Origin of the sequence: Longitalea arenae (assembly GCF_016924755.1) — a bacterium.
Taxonomy (GTDB): Bacteria; Bacteroidota; Bacteroidia; order Chitinophagales; family Chitinophagaceae; genus Niastella; species Niastella arenae.
Genome location: NZ_JAFFJX010000001.1, coordinates 117,536 through 135,644, shown reverse-complemented (window position 1 = coordinate 135,644; position 18,109 = coordinate 117,536). Strand labels below are relative to the sequence as shown.

13 protein-coding genes and 5 tRNA genes are annotated in these 18,109 nt (G+C 45.7%); 9 read left to right on the top strand and 9 right to left on the bottom strand.

Annotated features, from left to right (window positions below; genetic code table 11):
- The first annotated feature begins 175 nt into the window (after positions 1 to 175).
- The 3 genes from JT717_RS00620 (at position 176) to feoB (ending at position 5,562) form a co-directional block, all read left to right on the top strand.
- Positions 176 to 1,159, top strand: coding sequence for a 2-hydroxyacid dehydrogenase (locus JT717_RS00620; RefSeq protein WP_205508160.1), 984 nt, complete (start codon positions 176 to 178; stop codon positions 1,157 to 1,159).
- Positions 1,160 to 1,321: 162 nt separating this feature from the next.
- Entirely contained in the window at positions 1,322 to 3,262 is a 1,941-nt protein-coding gene (locus JT717_RS00615; protein ID WP_205508158.1) for a glycoside hydrolase family 97 protein, read from the top strand.
- Positions 3,263 to 3,438: 176 nt separating this feature from the next.
- Entirely contained in the window at positions 3,439 to 5,562 is a 2,124-nt protein-coding gene (gene feoB / locus JT717_RS00610; protein WP_205508157.1) for a ferrous iron transport protein B, read from the top strand.
- 409 nt (positions 5,563 to 5,971) lie between these two features.
- Here feoB and JT717_RS00605 read toward each other — a convergent pair whose 3' ends face one another.
- The 6 genes from JT717_RS00605 to JT717_RS00580 form a co-directional block, all read right to left on the bottom strand.
- Complete coding sequence (locus tag JT717_RS00605; protein WP_205508155.1) at positions 5,972 to 6,463, bottom strand: GNAT family N-acetyltransferase; 492 nt, start codon at positions 6,461 to 6,463, stop codon at positions 5,972 to 5,974.
- Positions 6,464 to 6,515: 52 nt separating this feature from the next.
- Positions 6,516 to 7,667: a methionine aminotransferase gene (locus JT717_RS00600; RefSeq protein WP_205508152.1), complete on the bottom strand. Its 1,152-nt coding sequence runs from the start codon at positions 7,665 to 7,667 to the stop codon at positions 6,516 to 6,518.
- A 27-nt stretch (positions 7,668 to 7,694) separates the two neighbouring features.
- Complete coding sequence (locus JT717_RS00595; protein WP_205508150.1) at positions 7,695 to 8,054, bottom strand: MmcQ/YjbR family DNA-binding protein; 360 nt, start codon at positions 8,052 to 8,054, stop codon at positions 7,695 to 7,697.
- A 44-nt stretch (positions 8,055 to 8,098) separates the two neighbouring features.
- Entirely contained in the window at positions 8,099 to 8,833 is a 735-nt protein-coding gene (locus JT717_RS00590; RefSeq protein ID WP_240347764.1) for a 3'-5' exonuclease, read from the bottom strand.
- A gap of 40 nt (positions 8,834 to 8,873) precedes the next feature.
- Entirely contained in the window at positions 8,874 to 9,956 is a 1,083-nt protein-coding gene (locus tag JT717_RS00585) for a mannose-1-phosphate guanylyltransferase (protein WP_205508148.1), read from the bottom strand.
- A gap of 127 nt (positions 9,957 to 10,083) precedes the next feature.
- Positions 10,084 to 11,061, bottom strand: a complete 978-nt coding sequence (locus JT717_RS00580) for a KpsF/GutQ family sugar-phosphate isomerase (protein WP_205508146.1) — start codon at positions 11,059 to 11,061, stop codon at positions 10,084 to 10,086.
- Between the two features lie 492 nt (positions 11,062 to 11,553).
- Between JT717_RS00580 and recQ the strand changes: the two genes are divergently transcribed.
- The 6 genes from recQ to JT717_RS00550 all read left to right on the top strand — a co-directional run bounded on the left by recQ (position 11,554) and on the right by JT717_RS00550 (position 17,436).
- Positions 11,554 to 13,845: a DNA helicase RecQ gene (gene recQ / locus JT717_RS00575; protein WP_205508144.1), complete on the top strand. Its 2,292-nt coding sequence runs from the start codon at positions 11,554 to 11,556 to the stop codon at positions 13,843 to 13,845.
- Between the two features lie 221 nt (positions 13,846 to 14,066).
- The gene (locus JT717_RS00570; protein ID WP_205508142.1) at positions 14,067 to 14,510 is read left to right on the top strand and encodes a hypothetical protein; all 444 of its coding nucleotides are present in this window, start codon (positions 14,067 to 14,069) and stop codon (positions 14,508 to 14,510) included.
- Between the two features lie 271 nt (positions 14,511 to 14,781).
- Positions 14,782 to 14,854 (top strand) — tRNA-Phe (locus tag JT717_RS00565).
- Between the two features lie 38 nt (positions 14,855 to 14,892).
- Positions 14,893 to 15,183 (top strand): GIY-YIG nuclease family protein, encoded by a 291-nt coding sequence (locus JT717_RS28740; protein WP_205508141.1) that lies wholly within the window; start codon positions 14,893 to 14,895, stop codon positions 15,181 to 15,183.
- Positions 15,151 to 15,221 (top strand) — tRNA-Phe (locus JT717_RS00555). Before JT717_RS28740 ends, JT717_RS00555 begins: the two co-directional genes overlap by 33 nt.
- A 280-nt stretch (positions 15,222 to 15,501) precedes the next feature.
- Positions 15,502 to 17,436 carry a right-handed parallel beta-helix repeat-containing protein gene (locus tag JT717_RS00550; protein WP_205508138.1) on the top strand — a complete coding sequence of 645 codons (1,935 nt, stop codon included), beginning with the start codon at positions 15,502 to 15,504 and terminating at the stop codon, positions 17,434 to 17,436.
- A gap of 168 nt (positions 17,437 to 17,604) precedes the next feature.
- On the opposite strand, the gene JT717_RS00545 is transcribed toward JT717_RS00550, so the two are convergent.
- The 3 genes from JT717_RS00545 to JT717_RS00535 all read right to left on the bottom strand — a co-directional run bounded on the left by JT717_RS00545 (position 17,605) and on the right by JT717_RS00535 (position 17,944).
- Positions 17,605 to 17,690, bottom strand: a tRNA-Tyr gene (locus JT717_RS00545).
- Positions 17,691 to 17,747: 57 nt separating this feature from the next.
- Positions 17,748 to 17,838, bottom strand: a tRNA-Ser gene (locus JT717_RS00540).
- Positions 17,839 to 17,871: 33 nt separating this feature from the next.
- Positions 17,872 to 17,944: transfer RNA gene (locus JT717_RS00535), tRNA-Leu, on the bottom strand.
- Positions 17,945 to 18,109 lie beyond the last annotated feature (165 nt).

Below are 18,109 nucleotides of genomic sequence, written 5' to 3'. Positions count from 1 at the left end.
CGGCAACTGGGAAACGGCGATTGGGAACTGGAAAGACCGGCGACTGGAAACCGGTAGCTGGTAACTGGAAAGACCGGCGACTGGGAACTGGAAAGACCGGCGACTGGGAACCGGTAACTGGTAACTGGAAAGACCGATAACCAGCAACTGGCAAAGCTCTTGTATTTTTGCTGCTATGAAAATCGCCTTCTTCTCCACCCAATCATACGACCGCGAATATTTCACGCGCTATAATACCGGCCACGAGTTGTTATTCCTGGAAGCGCCGTTAAACGAACACACAATTACCCTGGCAACCGGCTGTAAGGCTGTTTGTGCCTTTGTGAACGACACGCTGAATGCCGCTGTGATAAAAGGACTGGCGGAGGCTGGCATCCGGCTTATTGCGATGCGGTCGGCGGGTTATAATAATGTTGACCTGGCCGCAGCAGCAGCGCATCAGATCAGCGTGGTGCGGGTACCCGCCTATTCGCCCCATGCCGTGGCCGAACATGCAGTGGCGCTTATCTGTACGCTGAACCGGAAAACCCATAAGGCCTATAACCGCGTACGCGAAGGCAATTTTTCCCTGGAAAAACTGACCGGCTTTGATCTGTATGGAAAAACCATCGGCGTGATAGGCACGGGTAAAATCGGCGAGGTATTTTGTGAGATCATGAAAGGCTTCGGCTGCCGGGTACTGGCATTTGACCTGGTAGCAAATAGAACACTGGAAGCAAAAGGCATTGAATACCTGCCGTTGGTCAAACTATTGCCGCAATGCGATATCATTTCCCTGCATTGCCCGCTTACCGAGCAAACGCGGCATATCATCAATGCGGATACAATAGTTATGATGAAAACGGGGGTTATGCTCATCAATACCAGCCGTGGCGCCCTCATAGATACCGGCGCCGTGATCCAGGCCTTAAAAACGGGACAGATCCGGTACCTGGGCATCGATGTATATGAACAGGAAGAAAAGCTCTTTTTTCATAACCTGTCAGAAGAGATCATCCAGGATGACGATATTATGCGCTTAATGAGCTTCCCCAATGTATTGGTCACAAGCCACCAGGGATTCTTCACCGATGAAGCCCTTACCCAGATCGCACAAACGACATTACAAAATATCAATGATTTTGAAGCGGGCAAACAGCTGGTAAATAAAGTAGTGTAACCGGCAAGCCCTGCTAAGGTTCCTTCCCATGCCAGGCAAACGCGACACCAGCTGCCGTAAAGAACCGGCCAGCATATTGGATAATGTCATGTATACATTTATTCCATTAATTCCTTATTTTCGATTGTCTGATCCATCATTTTACCTTAACGACATTGCCACATGAAAAAACTGGTTGCCTTGTGCATGGCCATTTATATTGCCTGCAGCTTTTCCCTCGCCCAATCTTCAGAAGTAAAGATTGCCAGTCCCGACAAAACAATACAGGTTAGCTGCCGCCTCGATGCGGAAGGCAAGCCCACCTATTCGGTTCAATATAAAAACAGCATGGTACTGGAGCCTTCGCAGCTGGGGCTTGTATGTGCCGATGGCGATTTCTCAAAAGCCCTTACCCAAACCAGCGTTGCGCCTGTTTCTATGGTTAACGATACATACCAGCTCGTTAGCGGCAAACGCCAGAACATCCGGTACAGCGCCAACCGGCAGGTGATCCATTACAAAAATGCAGCCGGCGGGCTAATGGATATTATCTGGCAGGTGAGTAACGATGGTGTCGCCTTCCGTTATTATTTTCCCGGCACTAAGGCCGAAGCTAAAAAAGTAGATACCGAATATACCTCCTTTCACTTACCGGCAGCCGCTAAGGGATGGCTGCAGCCAATGAGTGTAGCCAAAACCGGCTGGGAAAAAGTGAATCCCTGTTACGAAGAATTTTATGAGAAAGAGATAAAGGCAGGCACGCCGTCACCCCTGAAAGCAGGCTGGGTATATCCCGCTTTGTTTCAATCGGCCGGTCACTGGCTGCTGATCACCGAGGCAGATCTGGATGGAAGCTGGTGCGCCACCAAACTGGATAATGATTCTGCAAGCAGCAATTATCGCATAGCTTTTCCCGATGCGCGCGAAGTATTTCCGGGTGGTGGATTAAAACCTCAGGCGATGCTGCCCTGGTATTCGCCCTGGCGTGTAATAACCATTGGCAGCCTGGCTACCATTATTGAGTCAACGCTGGGCACCGACCTGGCCAAACCCGTGGCCTCCCATCAAAACTATTCATTTGCCAAAGCAGGCAAATCGGCCTGGAGCTGGGCTTTGCTGAAAGACGATTCAACCGTTTATGCAGTACAAAAACGCTTTATTGATTATGCGGCTGATATGAACTGGCAGTACTGCTTAATTGATGCCGACTGGGATACAAAGATTGGCTATGATAGCATGCAGCTCCTCGTCAATTATGCCAAACAGAAAAATGTGGGCATCTGGTTATGGTATAATTCGGCCGGAAGCTGGAACACAACGCCTTACCATCCCCGTAATAAATTGCTAACACATGAAGACCGGGTAAAGGAATTCAGCAGACTGCAGAAAATGGGCGTTGCCGGCACCAAGATCGACTTTTTTGGCGGTGACGGTCAGTCGATGATCCGGTACTACATCGACATTTTGCAGGATGCCGCCGCACACCAGTTAATGGTAAATTTTCACGGGGCCACCCTGCCGCGCGGATGGCAGCGGACCTGGCCTAATTTGATGAGCGCAGAAGCCATCAGGGGTTTCGAATACATTACCTTCGGCCAGAAAGATGCCAACGAAGAACCCACCCACGCGGCCATGCTGCCATTTACCCGCAATGCGTTCGACCCCATGGATTTCACACCGATGAGTCTTTATAAAATTCCGCGGATCAACCGGCAAACAACTCCTGCTTTTGAACTGGCTTTATCCGTTTTGTTCCTGTCGGGCGCACAGCATTTTGCCGAAATTCCGGAAGGAATGGCACAGATGCCGGTGCATGTGAAAGATTTCCTGCGAAAACTGCCTACCGGCTGGGATGACGTGAAATTCATCGATGGCTTTCCCGGCCAGTTTGTCGCCATTGCCCGGAAATCGGGCAGCAAATGGTATATCGCAGGCATTAACGGAGCGGCCGGTGAAAAAACGCTGACCCTTGACCCGGGTGTTTTCAAAGCGAAAAAAGCGACCCGCCTGATAAACAGCAAGGGCAACAGCTACATTGATCAGCAAATAATAACCCTTACGCCCGGAAAAAAAGAAACAATTACCATGGCCGCCCATGACGGGTTTGTGATGGTGCTGGAATAATTGAACAAAAGACCGCTCAAAGTGTATAAGGTGGGCCGTTCATCCGTCAGTTGCGGATGGGTGGTTCACCTTATTGCTTTAATATTTTACTCATATCGTAAATGCCGGCCCGGTGAAATCGGTAAATTTGCGCTCTTGTTCAAACCCTTTTGCTTAGGTAAAAGGGTATTTTAGTAATGGTGAAGACGATACATATTGCATTAGTAGGAAATCCAAACAGCGGCAAAAGCTCCCTGTTCAATGTTTTAACCGGCCTGAACCAGAAAGTTGGCAACTTTCCGGGTGTAACGGTAGACAAAAAAGTAGGTACCTGTCAATTGTCAGATGACCTAAGCGCCTCTATTATTGACCTGCCGGGTACGTACAGCTTGTACCCGCGTCGGGAAGATGAGTGGGTAGCTTACCGTGTCTTGATGCAACAGGACAAAGATGTGGTGCCTCCCGAAATGGTAGTATTAATTGCAGATGCCAGCAACCTGAAGCGGAATCTCCTATTTGCTTCCCAGATCATAGACCTGAAAATTCCGGTGGTAGTGGGTTTAACGATGATGGATATCGCCCGCCACAAAGACATTCAGATAGATGTGGCCGAACTGGAGAGAGAGCTGGGCGTACCGGTAATTCCCATTAACCCGCGTAAGAACAAGGGAATTCAGGCTTTAAAGAAAGCGATTGAACAAACGGCGCTGGAGCTTTACAAAGCACCGGTGCGCGACTTTATCAATAATGAAGCCCTCGCTCCTGCCGCCATTGGCAGTGTAAAAGAGTTGATCCCCCATTTGAGCGACTACAAAGCCATTCATTACCTCATCAACCATGAATCGTTCTCGCTTAACAGCGGCCTGCAGGATAAAATAGAATCCATTGAACAGGTTAACAACTTTAACCATACGAAAACGCAGGCAGAAGAAATTTTACAACGGTATCAACGGATTGGCGCCATTCTTAAACAATCGGTTTCTGAACCATCGCCCCTGAAAAAAACCCTGTTCACCGAAAAGCTGGATAATGTATTCCTGCACCGGCGTTGGGGCTATCTTATTTTACTGGCTGTATTATTCCTTTTATTTCAAAGTGTGTTCTGGCTGGCAGAATATCCCATGAATATTATCGACTGGGGCTTTGGGGAAGTAAGCGGTTGGTTGAGTAAAGTAATACCGGCCGGCTGGTTTTCTGATCTGTTAATAAACGGTCTCTGGGCCGGATTGGGCGGGATCCTGGTATTCATTCCGCAGATCATGATCCTTTTTGGTTTGGTCACCATACTGGAAGATACCGGTTACATGGCCCGCATCAGCTTTTTGACAGATAAGCTGATGCGTAAGGTAGGATTGAACGGTAAAAGTGTAATGCCTATGATCAGTGGGTTCGCCTGTGCCGTACCTGCGATCATGAGCGCCCGCAATATTGAAAATAAAAAGGAAAGACTACTTACCATACTGGTTACCCCTTTAATGAGCTGCAGCGCCCGCCTGCCGGTTTATACCATCTTGATCGGACTGGTAATTCCTAAAAAAATGTTCCTGGGCTTTTTGGGCCTGCAGGGGCTGGTGATGATGGGATTGTATTTGCTGGGCCCCCTCATGTCGATGCTGGTTTCATACATTGCCCGTTTCTTTATTAACATTAAGGAGAAAAGCTTTTTCATTTTGGAGCTGCCCGTTTACCGCGCCCCACGCTGGAAGAACGTGCTGGTAACCATGGTGAGTAAGGCCAAGATCTTTGTGTTTGATGCCGGTAAGGTGATCATGGTCATCAGTTTGATCTTATGGGCATTGAGCACTTATGGTCCCAAAGACAAAATGAATAATGTGGAAGCGCGTTATGCACAGCAGATACAACAACATCCGGAACAGGAAGCTGAGCTTACCCGCCTGAAGAATACTGAGCTTTTACAAAACTCCTATGCAGGTATCCTGGGCCGTAGTATAGAGCCGGTGATTGAACCGCTGGGCTACGACTGGAAAATTGGGATTGCACTGATCACATCTTTTGCCGCCCGGGAGGTTTTTGTAGGCACTATGGCCACATTGTATAGTGTTGAAGGGGGCGATGATGCAGATGAGACCACGCTGATGGAGAAAATGCATGCAGCTGTTTGGCCCGATGGAACCAAGGTGTATACCCTGGCAACCGGTATTTCCCTCATGATCTTTTATGCTTTTGCCATGCAATGTATGAGCACACTCGCTATTGTTAAAAGGGAAACCCGTAGCTGGAAGTGGCCCCTGATCCAATTGATATATATGACAGGCCTGGCCTATATCATTAGCTTTATTGCATATCAACTACTGAAATAATTATTTCGAGATTTTCGATTTTGAGATTTCGAGATTTGAGATCAAATGATCTTAAAATAAAAAAGGGCTCGCGAAAAAGCCCCTTCTGTTTTGTCCAATCCATGAAAAATAAACCGTCCTGATAATTACTTTATGCTATCGTAAATGGCATTATTCTCTAGAATAGTAGATTTTATACGTGTATTTCACTTGCTGCGTTTGAACCAACGACTCCGTTAACGACCAAATAACAATTCCAGGCTATCAGCTATCATACACATATATATGACGCCATACTGTATAAAAGGTTTGTTATGAAAACCTTAAAAGGCAATTGCAATGGTTACCAGATAGTGTCAGATTGAAAGGAGATGTAATGAGCGAAAGGCTAATATATTTTTCCTTTAAGCCGATTTTAATTTGAGCCTTGTTATAGTCCTACCAGTTTACTTCGTTTTTCGAGCATAACGGTCGATCGCCAAACGCCATGCAGTTGTGCAATGCGCTCGCGATATCCTATATAGCGGAAACCACACTGTTCATGCAGATGAATACTCGCCCGGTTCTCTTCATGGATCACACTTAATAAAGACCATATGCCATTGCGTTCGCTGGCATTGATCAGTTCAACCAGTAAGGTTCTGCCGATCCCTTTTCGCTGGTGCTGCTGATGAACATACACACTTACTTCTGCCACGCCGCTGTAACAAGACCTGGTTGAAACGGGCGCCAGGGCAGCCCAGCCTGCCACTTCATGATCAATAACGGCCACCAATCTCGAGTGCGGCAGGTATTTTTTGTCAAAGCCGTTCCAGTCGGGCACCGCTGTTTCGAAGGTAGCCATTCCGGAAGCAATGCCATAGCCATATATTTCCAGTACCTGACTGGCATGTTCCTGCAGCATTGGTATCAGCGAGATCATATAGCTAATATAAAAAACAGACGGCTACATGCGTGCAAAATTGAGGGGGAATTTATATACGGCTTAACCGTTCCGCGGCCATTTCTAGGGTTTCTTCTTTTTTGCCAAAACAAAAGCGAACCACCTTGTTATCGGTCCCATCCTGGTAAAAGGCAGAAACCGGTATAACTGCGACCCCGAACTCTTTTGTAATGCGGATGGCAAATTCCTTATCACTTTCATCGCTGATACGGTCATACTGAGCGCAGATAAAGTAACTGCCCTTACTATCCAGCATGGTGAACCGCGTGTTTTTCATCAGTTGCAGAAAATAGTCGCGCTTTTGCTGAAAAAAGGAGCCAAGTGATAAATAAGCGTCTTTATTCCCGAGAAAGGTGGCGAGTGCAACCTGGGAAGGGGTATGGCAGCTAAAGCAATTGAACTGGTGTACTTTGCGGAATTCACTGGTGAAAGGCTCCGGGGCAATGCAATATCCCAGTTTCCAGCCGGTGCAATGGTACAGTTTTCCGAATGAAAAGCATACAAAACTGCGTTGGGCCAGATCAGGATATCTCAAAATGGACTGGTGTTTTACATTATCAAAAACGATATGCTCATATACCTCATCAGAAACAATAATAATATTTGTATTCTGCACCAGCTTGCGCAACTGCTGAATGTCTTCTTCCCGCAGCACAGCCCCTGTTGGATTGTGCGGTGAGTTCAACAGGATCATCCTCGTTTTAGGGGTGATCTGCTGACGCACCTTTTCCCAGTTGATCTTATACTCCGGAAATTGCAGATCGATGCGAACCGGAATAGCACCGTTCACAATGATATTAGGAATATAACTATCATAACCAGGCTCAAAAACAATGACCTCATCGCCGGCTTGTAAAACGGTAGTAAGTGCTGTATAAAGGGCATAGGTTCCGCCCGGTGTAACAGTTATTTCGGTATCAGGATTAATGGAGCTATTGTATAAAAAATCAATTTTTTCAGCAATGGCCTCCCGCAACGGCATCCAGCCGGGCATGGGCGAATATTGGTTATATCCATTGCTCATGGCCTCGCTTACCAGGGCGGTCAATTCAGCGCTCATGGGAAAATCGGGAAATCCCTGGCCCAGGTTTACGGCTTTATATTCGGTGGCCAAACCGCTCATGACGGTAAAAATGGTAGTTCCTACTGCAGGTAACTTGGATCTTATTTGAAGATGGCTCAATGTGAAAATTTAAACTGGTGGCAAAAATTATTGCTTTCCCTTAACCTGCTCACGGGCTTTGGCCGGCAGGCTGCCGACAATAAGATCGAAAGAATCATCGATCCATTCCTTAAGCAGCGCATTGGATACGCTTCCATCAACCACAATTGTATTCCAATGCTTTTTATTCATATGATAGCCCGGTTGAACGCAGTCGTACCGCTCGCGCAATTCTATTGCTTTTTCAGGATCACATTTAACGTTAAACTGTAATGTGTCTGAATCCAGGCTGCATATGAGAAAGATCTTACCACCCACTTTATATACCAGGGTATCTGGTCCGAAGGGAAAAGTTTCTTCAACAGCGGGTTTTGATAAACAGTATTCGCGCAGAGATTCAATGTCCATACCGCTTCACTTTATGGGTTGAAAAATGGCTCGCTATTAATGTATTATTGCTTGATCTCGATATTGTCGGCAGTGATCAGCTCTTCACCGGTCATTCGCAGGTAAACCTGGGCTACCGTGACCACGTCTTTCTGACAATAGTTAACAATGCGCGCCAGATCCTTTTCTTTCCAGTACACCTGCCATACCATGCTGCCATCAATATCATCTTTAGGTGTGGGAATGCCCAGGGTACAGGCAAGCAGGTTCAGCGACGTAAATGTCTTATAATCCCCGAAACGCCACAGATCCATGGTATCGAGGTGGTTTATTTCCCAGGGCTTTTTACCACGCGTATTGAGAATGGCGGGTAAAGGAATATTATGGATGATCATTCGCCTGCAAAGGAATGGGAAGTCGAATTCTTTACCATTGTGGGCGCATAAACATTTATTGGCATCAGTAGCCCAGCGTTTGAGCATGTCGGCAAACTGCAACAACACTTCTTTCTCATCTTCGCCACAAAAAGATTTTATGATCAGCTTTTTAGCAGGATGATAGCCCTGGATAATGCCACAGCTGATACAAACTATTTTACCAAATTCGGAATATATGCCGGCGCGGTTGTAAATGGTTTCTATCGTTTCTTCTTCTTTATTGCGGATCAGGTAGGCCGCTTTCAGATCCCACAGCGCCTTCCATTCAGCAGGCATTTTATCGTAGCAATCGTATTGCGGAACGGTTTCAATATCGAGAAAAAGAATATTATTGAGTGTAACCATATTAATTTGAAGATGCATTCAAACGCTGCATTTTCAATTTCAAATTAGCACATTATTATTAAAGAAACTTATCTCCCTTATTCCTTTTCACCTCGGAAACATACTCTTTAATGTCCTGTTCTTTTTCTCTTTTGCAGATCAGCAGCACATCATTCGTATCTACGACAATGAAATCTTCCATTCCCTGCAACAATACGAGCTTGTTTTCCGGCGTATGGATCATACAGCCCTGCGTATCAAAGACAATAACATTCCCGCCACCCAAAGCATTGTTCATTTCGTCTTTGCCGAGGTTTTCCCAGGCGCTGTTCCAGCTTCCCAGGTCGCTCCAGCCAAAGGAGGAGGGAATAACATATACGTTGTCGGCCTTTTCCATGATGCCAAAATCGATCGAAATATTCGTGCAAAGGGGGTACACGCGTTGTAATGCCGGAATTTCTTCGGTGGTATTGAAAGAGGCTCTTTCCGCTTCAAACACATCGTACATTTCAGGCAGGTATTTTTCAAAGGCAGCGATAATGTTTTTTACCTGCCATACGAATATGCCGGCATTCCAGAGAAACTCACCGCTGGCAATAAAGGTCTTTGCCAGTTCCAGGTTAGGCTTTTCCGTGAAGGTCTTTACTTTATAAACATTGTCGCTTACGGCCTGTTGTTCATACTGAATGTAGCCATAACCTGTATTGGGATAAGTTGGCTTTATACCCAGGGTTACCAGCGCGTTATGTTCGCCCACAAAACCCAGCGCTTCAAAACAAACCTTATTAAAGGCCACCGGATCAAGGATCAGGTGATCAGACGGGGCTATAATAAGTGAGGCCTGCGGATCGAGCTCATGCAGTTTATAGGAGATATAAGCAATACAGGGCGCTGTATTCTTGCGGGAAGGCTCGCCCAGGATATTTTGTAATGGCAATTGGGGCAATTGCTTTTTTACAATGTTAATATACTCATTGGAGGTAACTACATAAATATTTTCAGCCGGAATAAAGGCAGCAAACCGGTCATACGTAGCCTGGATCAGTGTTTTACCGGTATTCAGTATATCCAGGAACTGTTTTGGGTAATTTGTACGGCTCATAGGCCAGAAACGACTGCCTATTCCACCCGCCATAATAGCTACGTAAGTATGTTTGTTCATTTTCTAAAAATTATCCTTCGGCTAAGCCAGGAGTGATGTTCGTTTAATGCTTGATGTGACCAACGCTTTCGATAACGAAAGATTGACAATATTATCGATAAAGTTACAATCTGGCTAAATTACTATTCTAAATGAGCCCTTCCCTGATCAGGTCATGCAAATGGATAAACCCGAGGTATGCTCCATCGCCGGTAACAACCACCAGCTGGTTAATATCAAACTTGCGCAAACGATCAAGTGCTTCTACAGCCAGCGCATCGGCGGTGATCGTTTTCGGATTAAGCGTCATTATTTCTTTGGCAGTTACACTGTCCAGCGGGATGTTCTTTTCGAGCATACGCCGCAGGTCACCGTCGGTAATGATGCCCAGCAGGCGATTGTTATCATCAGTTACGGCTGTTGTGCCCAGTCGCTTTTTTGAGATCTCGACAATCACCTCTTTCAAAGAGGCCGAAGCTGCCACATGGGGTTTTTCGTTGTTTACATAAAGGTCGGAAACATGCAGGTACAATTTTTTACCAAGCGTGCCACCGGGATGGAAGCGGGCAAAATCTTCAGAAGTAAAGCCTTTCAATTCCATCAGGGACACCGCAATGGCATCGCCCATTACCAATTGAGCCGTCGTGCTGGATGTAGGGGCCAGGTTGTTTGGACAAGCCTCCTGCGACACGGTGGTGTTTAATACGATGCCCGACTGGCGTGCCAGAAAGGATGCGGTATTACCTACCATACCGATCAGAATATTCCCGAAATTCCTGACCAGCGGCACCAAAACTTTTATTTCAGGGCTTTCGCCACTTTTGCTGATGATCATTACAACGTCTTCCTGCTGGATCATACCCAGGTCGCCATGGATGGCATCGGCTGCATGTAGAAAAACAGCTGGTGTACCGGTGGAGTTTAATGTAGCTACCAGCTTCTGCGCAATCAAAGCGCTCTTTCCAATGCCACTGATCACCAATCGCCCCTTAGTTTCATAGATAGCTTTCACAGCCTTCTCGAAATCGTCGTTCACCATGGTTTGCAACGATGCAATCGCCTCCGCTTCCAACCCTATGGTTCGAAGCGCAACAGATTTAATATCAATGGCAGACACTGTAGACATATTAAGGCGCAAACCTACTTGAAAATGTTAATTACACAAAGCTTTATGCCTTTTCAAGTAACATACGTTTGTTAAAATAGTTAAGAAAGGCTTACCATCAACTTTCGATCCGCTGATCACTAACGCAAGAGACATTATTTATCAGAAGCTTATACAAACATTAACAATTTTACGTTTATTCAGTCAGGCAGTTTATGTGTTGCCCTGGTTTACTATAAGCACCGGCCAAAATGCAGGCTGTATAACACTTAAACAGGTTTTTAAATATGATGAATTGGGCATTAAAAGGTTGGCATAACAACAAAAATGAATTAAATTCGCATCCCTTTACAAGATGCCTGTTACATCTTTATCCTAATGGCCTGATTTAAACCCATTCAACTGACGATTTGCTAAAGGGCAACTTTAACCATTATTGCTGTTTCAACACGGCAATAAGCAGGCAGGTAATTAAATTCTGAAACAATCTGTGCGAAGGAAACACTTTGAGCAATGTCAACCACATCTAAAAAAATACCGTCAAAAACGGCAAAAGTTCAGAAAGACAATTCAGTAGCAAAGAAAAAAGCAGCAAACTCTTCTTCTACTATTTCCAGCGCTTCTTTACATCAAGCTCTCCAGGAGCAATTTGGATTCGACTCATTTAAAGGCAACCAGGAAGCCATCATTAAAAGTTTATTATCAGGAAAAGATACGTTTGTAATAAAGCCTACCGGTGGTGGTAAAAGCTTGTGTTATCAGCTGCCAGCCATCATCAGCGAGGGTGTGGCGATCATTATCAGCCCATTGATTGCGTTGATGAAAAACCAGGTCGACCTGGTACGCAGTTATAGCAGCAAAGATGATGTAGCGCATTTTCTTAACTCCACCTTAACAAAAAAAGAAATTCGCGAAGTACATGATGATCTGCTGAGCGGTCGCACCAAAATGTTATATGTTGCGCCCGAGACCCTCACCAAGCAGGAAAACCTGGAATTCTTCTCTGATCTGAAACTTTCTTTTTTTGCTGTTGACGAAGCGCATTGTATTTCGGAGTGGGGACATGATTTCCGCCCTGAATACAGAAGATTGCGGGAGATGATGACGCAGATCAATCCGGATATACCCGTTATTGCATTAACTGCCACCGCTACGCCTAAAGTGCAAAGCGATATCATCAAGAACCTGGGATTGAAAGAACCGGAGATCTTCATTTCTTCTTTTAACCGCCCCAACCTGTATTACGAAATACAGCCCAAGATCAAGAAAGATCAAACTATCAAAAATATAGTGCGTTTCATTGTACAAATGAAAGGCAAAAGCGGTATCATTTATACATTGAACCGCAAGACCACCGAAGAGCTGGCCGACATGCTGATGGCCAATGGCATTAAAGCCGTTGCTTATCACGCCGGTCTCGACAGCAAGCTGCGTGCAGAGCGCCAGGACCTTTTCCTGAATGAAGATGTTCAGGTGATCGTGGCGACGATCGCCTTTGGAATGGGAATCGACAAACCGGATATCCGTTTTGTAATTCACTTCAATATTCCAAAAAGCATCGAGAATTATTACCAGGAAACCGGCCGTGCCGGCCGTGATGGCCTGGAGGGAAAATGTATCCTGTATTATTCCCATAAAGACGTATCGAAGCTTGAGCATTTGATGCGCGACAAGCCCCTCAGCGAACGTGAGGTGGGCGCACAGCTTATCAGCGAAACCGTAGCCTACGCCGAAAGCGGCGTATGCCGCCGGAAGATCCTCATGAGCTATTTTGGGGAAGAATATACAGAGAAGAATTGCGGACAATGCGATAACTGCTTACATCCCAAAGAGCAGGTAGAAGCCAAAGACAATGTGGTGAAGGTATTGAAAGTGATCAAAGCGCTGGACGAACGTTTTGCCTCTGACTATGTGGTGAATATTATAATTGGACGGTTAACGCCCAATATCGCCATGTACCGCCATGAAGGCCTTGCTGAGTTCGGCATTGGCAATGATCAGCCAGACCATTACTGGAATTCGCTGATCAGGCAAATGTTGCTCGAAAATTTGTTGAGCAAGGATATTGAAGATTACGGTGTACTGAAAATAACGAAGGCCGGCGATGCCTTTGGCAAAAAGCCCAAATCGTTCAAGATCGTATTGAACAATTTGTACGAAGAGGCCAATGCCGATGATGATGAAGGATCCGAAGCAGCCACCGGCGCAGCAGCTGATGAAAAGCTGTTTGAAATGCTGAAAGAACTTCGTCAGAAAGAGGCCAAACGGAAATCGCTGCCCCCATTCGTGATCTTTCTCGAAACCTCATTGCAGGATATGGCAACCCTGTATCCTACTACACTGGAAGAACTGGAAAAATGCCAGGGTGTAAGTAAAGGCAAAGCCATTCGTTATGGCAAACCCTTTATAGAACTGGTAGCCCGCTATGTTGCCGAGAACAACATTGTGCGTCCCGATGATTTTGTGATGAAGAGTGTGGTAAACAAGAGCGGCAATAAAGTATATATCATTCAGCAGACAGATAAAAAGATCCCGCTGGAAGTAATTGCCAAGAACAAAGGATGGCGCATGGATGAAATGCTGGAAGAAATGGAAACCATTGCAGCCAGCGGCACCAAGCTGAACCTTGATTACGCCATTGCAGAAATGTTGGACGAGAATGAGCAGGAAGAAATCATTGAGTATTTCAAAGGCTGCGAAACCTCGTCGCTGCAGGTGGCTTTGGAAGAACTGTCGGAGCACAGTTTTACCTGGGAACAGTTGAAGATCATGCGGATCAAATTCCTGGCCCAGTACGGCATGTAGAACAGTGCTGTCTTAATCATATTGAAATGTATGCCCGTTCATAGCGGTAGCATACATTTTTTATTTTATGGCCTGCCCAGGCAATGACCATTCATCGAACATTGGCGGCATTTAATCGAAATAAAAGGCATATTTAGCTACTATTTAATACTTTGAGCTATGTAATCCCCGTTTAGGATTGAGTTATTTAATATAACCCCTGAACGGTAAATTTAATCCTGATGAAAACCATCGTACTTATGGGCATTTCATGCCTGTTGCTGGTGGGCGTGTATGGTGTGATGAATAAGGAGCAAGCAGTCAGCAACGCATTATCCTTCAACCAGAGCAATGGAGCCGTTTCGCCCATTGACACGGAAGACAGGGATAATAAAACCAAGGTCTTACCTACTGATATCGCTGAGCATAAAACGTCTGCTTCAAATACCCTCGACGATAGCCACTGGATCGATGATCCTCTTTTTGAAAAGGCGGCTGAATCAGACCTGATCACAGATAGCGAGGTTGACCTGGCTCCGCAGACCAGGGCCGATCCGGAAACTATAAAAACAGCGCCCCAGGGCGAGGAAAATCTTACCGCGCCAACACCTGAAATAAAACAGCTGATACTGGAATTAGAACCTGACAGTGCTGCCGGAAAACAAATTCCTGTGGAAGTGATATAGTTTGAACAGTTAAGACAAATCAACAATAAAGAAACTGCAATAAGGGCATGAATAATGAATAAGCCGATAGCAGCCGCCAGCGGGCGGTTGCTTTTTTTTGTAAAATAAATGGCGGAAAAGGAATTTCTTTTACAAGTTTTTGCCATTTTGTTAGGAATATCCCCTATTTTTGCTGCCCGATTTAATAGTGCGGTATCCGCCACGGCGAAAAAGGAATGAAAATCGAAACAGTGCGGTATCCGCCAGCGGCGGAAAAGGACTGAAAATAAATGGTGCGGTAGCTCAGTCGGTAGAGCAAAGGACTGAAAATCCTTGTGTCGGCGGTTCGATCCCGCCCCACACCACGAAGGCCTCTGATGACAATCAGAGGCTTTTTTATTTAATGTATTTCGTATACATCCTCTATTCTGTTTCCTCAGGAAAAACGTACGTTGGCTATTCCAACAACGTCGAAAGACGCCTTCACGAACATAATGTCACTGAATCTTCTGGATTTACTCTTCGATACAGACCCTGGACGCTTATTCGAACAGAACAATATTCAAGTAAACAGGAAGCCAGGACAAGAGAAAAATTTTTAAATACCGGAAGAGGAAGAGAAGAAGTAAAACTTTATGTGGCCACATATTTAAATCTACCGGGTGCGGTATCCGCCGCGGCGGAAAAGGATTGAAAATCCTTGTGTCGGCGGTTCGATCCCGCCCCACACCACGAAGGCCTCTGATGACAATCAGAGGCTTTTTTATTTAATCTATAAAAATCATCAGCGGTTTTTAGAATTGATAGGTATCGCAATTCCATCTCTCCAGGCCTCCACAAAGCCCGGCTTCCAGGGCCGTTCATGACGCTTTTTTCGTGTTCCAACAATATCTACAGCCCCGACAGCCACCTATGTGTACACCTGTGTATCAGGATACTTGTTTTCCCTTATTTCGCGATTTCCTCTTTCTGATATTTTGTTATTAAGTGTCGCATCTACGTTCAAAATGCGATGAAATCCGTAATATCCTGTACCCTTGTCTGTTTATTTGTAGCAGTCAGTATGACCGCCTCTGCTACAAATTATTTTGTAGACCCCTCTTCCGCTGGTGCCAACCAGGGAACATTTACAAATCCCTGGAGATCTATTGATGATATTCCCTGGGCCATTAATTACTTCTCCCCTGGTGACACCGTTTTTTTCAAACGTGGACAGCAATACACGGGCACACTTTCTATCAACAGCTCTGGCAGCGCCGGCGCTCCTATCGTGTTCATGCCCTATGGCACAGGTCATGCCCCCGTTTTCCAATACAACATGGTCAATAACACCGAGCCCCTGGTCTACAACCGCGTTATCATCCGGCTGAACCAGGTGAATCATATAGTGATTGATGGTTTTGAACTTACAGACGTTACTATTCCTGAAACCGACCACCATGTAACCGCCAATGTTGGTTATGGGGTGTACATCTATAAGGGAGCTGGCAATAACGGTTCGAATAACCTTATTAAAAACCTTACCATATCGCGCTTAGGCTCGGGCGTATGTATCGATGGCGGAAGTCATAATACAATCACCGATTGCTCCATCCGCAATTTGCGGATGATCCTCAATACACCCGATATCATGTGGGATGATTTCGGCGCCATGGGCATAATGGTTGGCGGTTCAGATAATACCATCACCCACAATCAAATTCATGATTGCTGGAGCAACAGCTATGATTACCAGATCGATGGCGGTGCCATCGAAATGTATGGCCCGGTATGCAACAACAAGATATTATACAATACCGCCAGTGAAAACCTGGGATTTATGGAATTCGGCAGCGGTTCTGGCGGACAAGCGCTCAATAATCTTGTTGGTTACAATTTATTAGTCAACAATGGCCATGTATTCTGGATCAACTCTAGCCATGTATATAGCCTCGATGTTCGCAATCTGGAATTCTTCAATAACAATATTGTAGAAACCCATGCGCCCCGCATTGCAGATATCAGGAACCTAATAGGCATTATGTCAACACCTTCGGTTGCGAATGTGCTCACCATGAAGAACAATATTTTCTGGATCAAAACTTCTTCCAACATTACCGATCCGGTAACACAGCCCTTTAACGGACCTCAGCTCATCCACCAAAATAACCTGTTCCACATGAACGGGGGCAGCCTTGGTTATACCCTGGATGCTACAGAACAACATCTCAATCCCGCCCTGGCATTGTTCACAGACATCAGTTCTTCAGGCAATCCTTTGTTATGGGATTACAACCTGCAACCAACGGCTACGGCCATCAATTTCGGCCAGCACACGGGCATTCATAAAGACTTCTTTGGCCAGGCGGTTCCCTTGGGCGGCGCTCCCGATGCCGGCATTGCAGAAAGTATTGCCATTGTTCTTCCTCTGAAGATCTTATCCTGCCGCGGCTGGAAAAACGCTCATGGAAACATGATAGAATGGGAAACTACCAGTGCTTCCGCCGATCACTTTGACATTGAAAAGAACACCGGAGGAAATAATTTTAAGACCATTGCGAAGATCCCGCATAAAACGACTTCCGGTGCAGCATCCGTTATCTACCAGTTCACTGATAACGAGGTCACCAATGAAATACAGCATTACCGTATCAAAGCAGTTGTACCCGGTAATGCAGCCCTGTATTCCAGGATCATCAGTATAAAGACCAGTGCTTCCCCAGATCAAATACTTGCTTCCCCCAACCCTGCCCGCGATTATGTATTCGTCAAAGCACCCGGCAATGATCTTCTTGATAAAGAGTTGGTGCTGCTTAACATGGCCGGTATGGTTATAAAAAAAGAAAGGTTACAGGAAGCCGGCAGCCAGGTGAGGCTGAACGTAAGCAAGCTCTCTCAAGGGGCTTATATTCTCAAACTGATAGATCATAAAACCGGCAGGTCACAAAGCACCCGCTTTACAAAATAATGCATGGCTAATAGAAAGCAGTTGCTTAAATAGGCCATATCCATACGCTGAAATAAACTGCCTGGCGATTTAACGATAGTTGTAATCGCCTTTTTGTTGATTACTCAAGCAGCTTCAGCAAAGCGATGTTCCGCAAGTAATAAGCTACTATTAGCATCATTTAAAAAGTAGGGCGTGAGAGATTCGAACTCCCTGTGTTTCGGATGTACCAGATTTACAGTCTGGTGTAACGCCGCCATCGTTACCGACGCCCCATGAAATATCAATTTGTTTTACGCTGTATCCGCCAGTTGCGGATGCAGCATTTCTTGCGGAGAGCAAAGGAATCGAACCTTCATCCCATCGTTAAATGAGAAACATCTTAGCAGGATGCCGCAGCAAACCAATATCTGCCTACTCTCCTTCCTGTTGAAACCACACGGCCAGGCATAGCAGTAGCCCCTGTGAGACTCGAACTCACACTATACTGTTTCTAAGACAGCAGCCTCTCCCATTGGGCTAAGGGGCTAAAAACAAAAAGCCCTTCAAGTGTTTACCTGAAGGGCTTATGCGTATATAAGTGTAATTATTTCTTAACTCTTATTCGCAGGAACATAACTGCCCTTCAGCTCGTTGCTATAGCAACTGAGTGATAATGACAGTAAATATGAGGTAGTGCGAATCATAGAGCAAA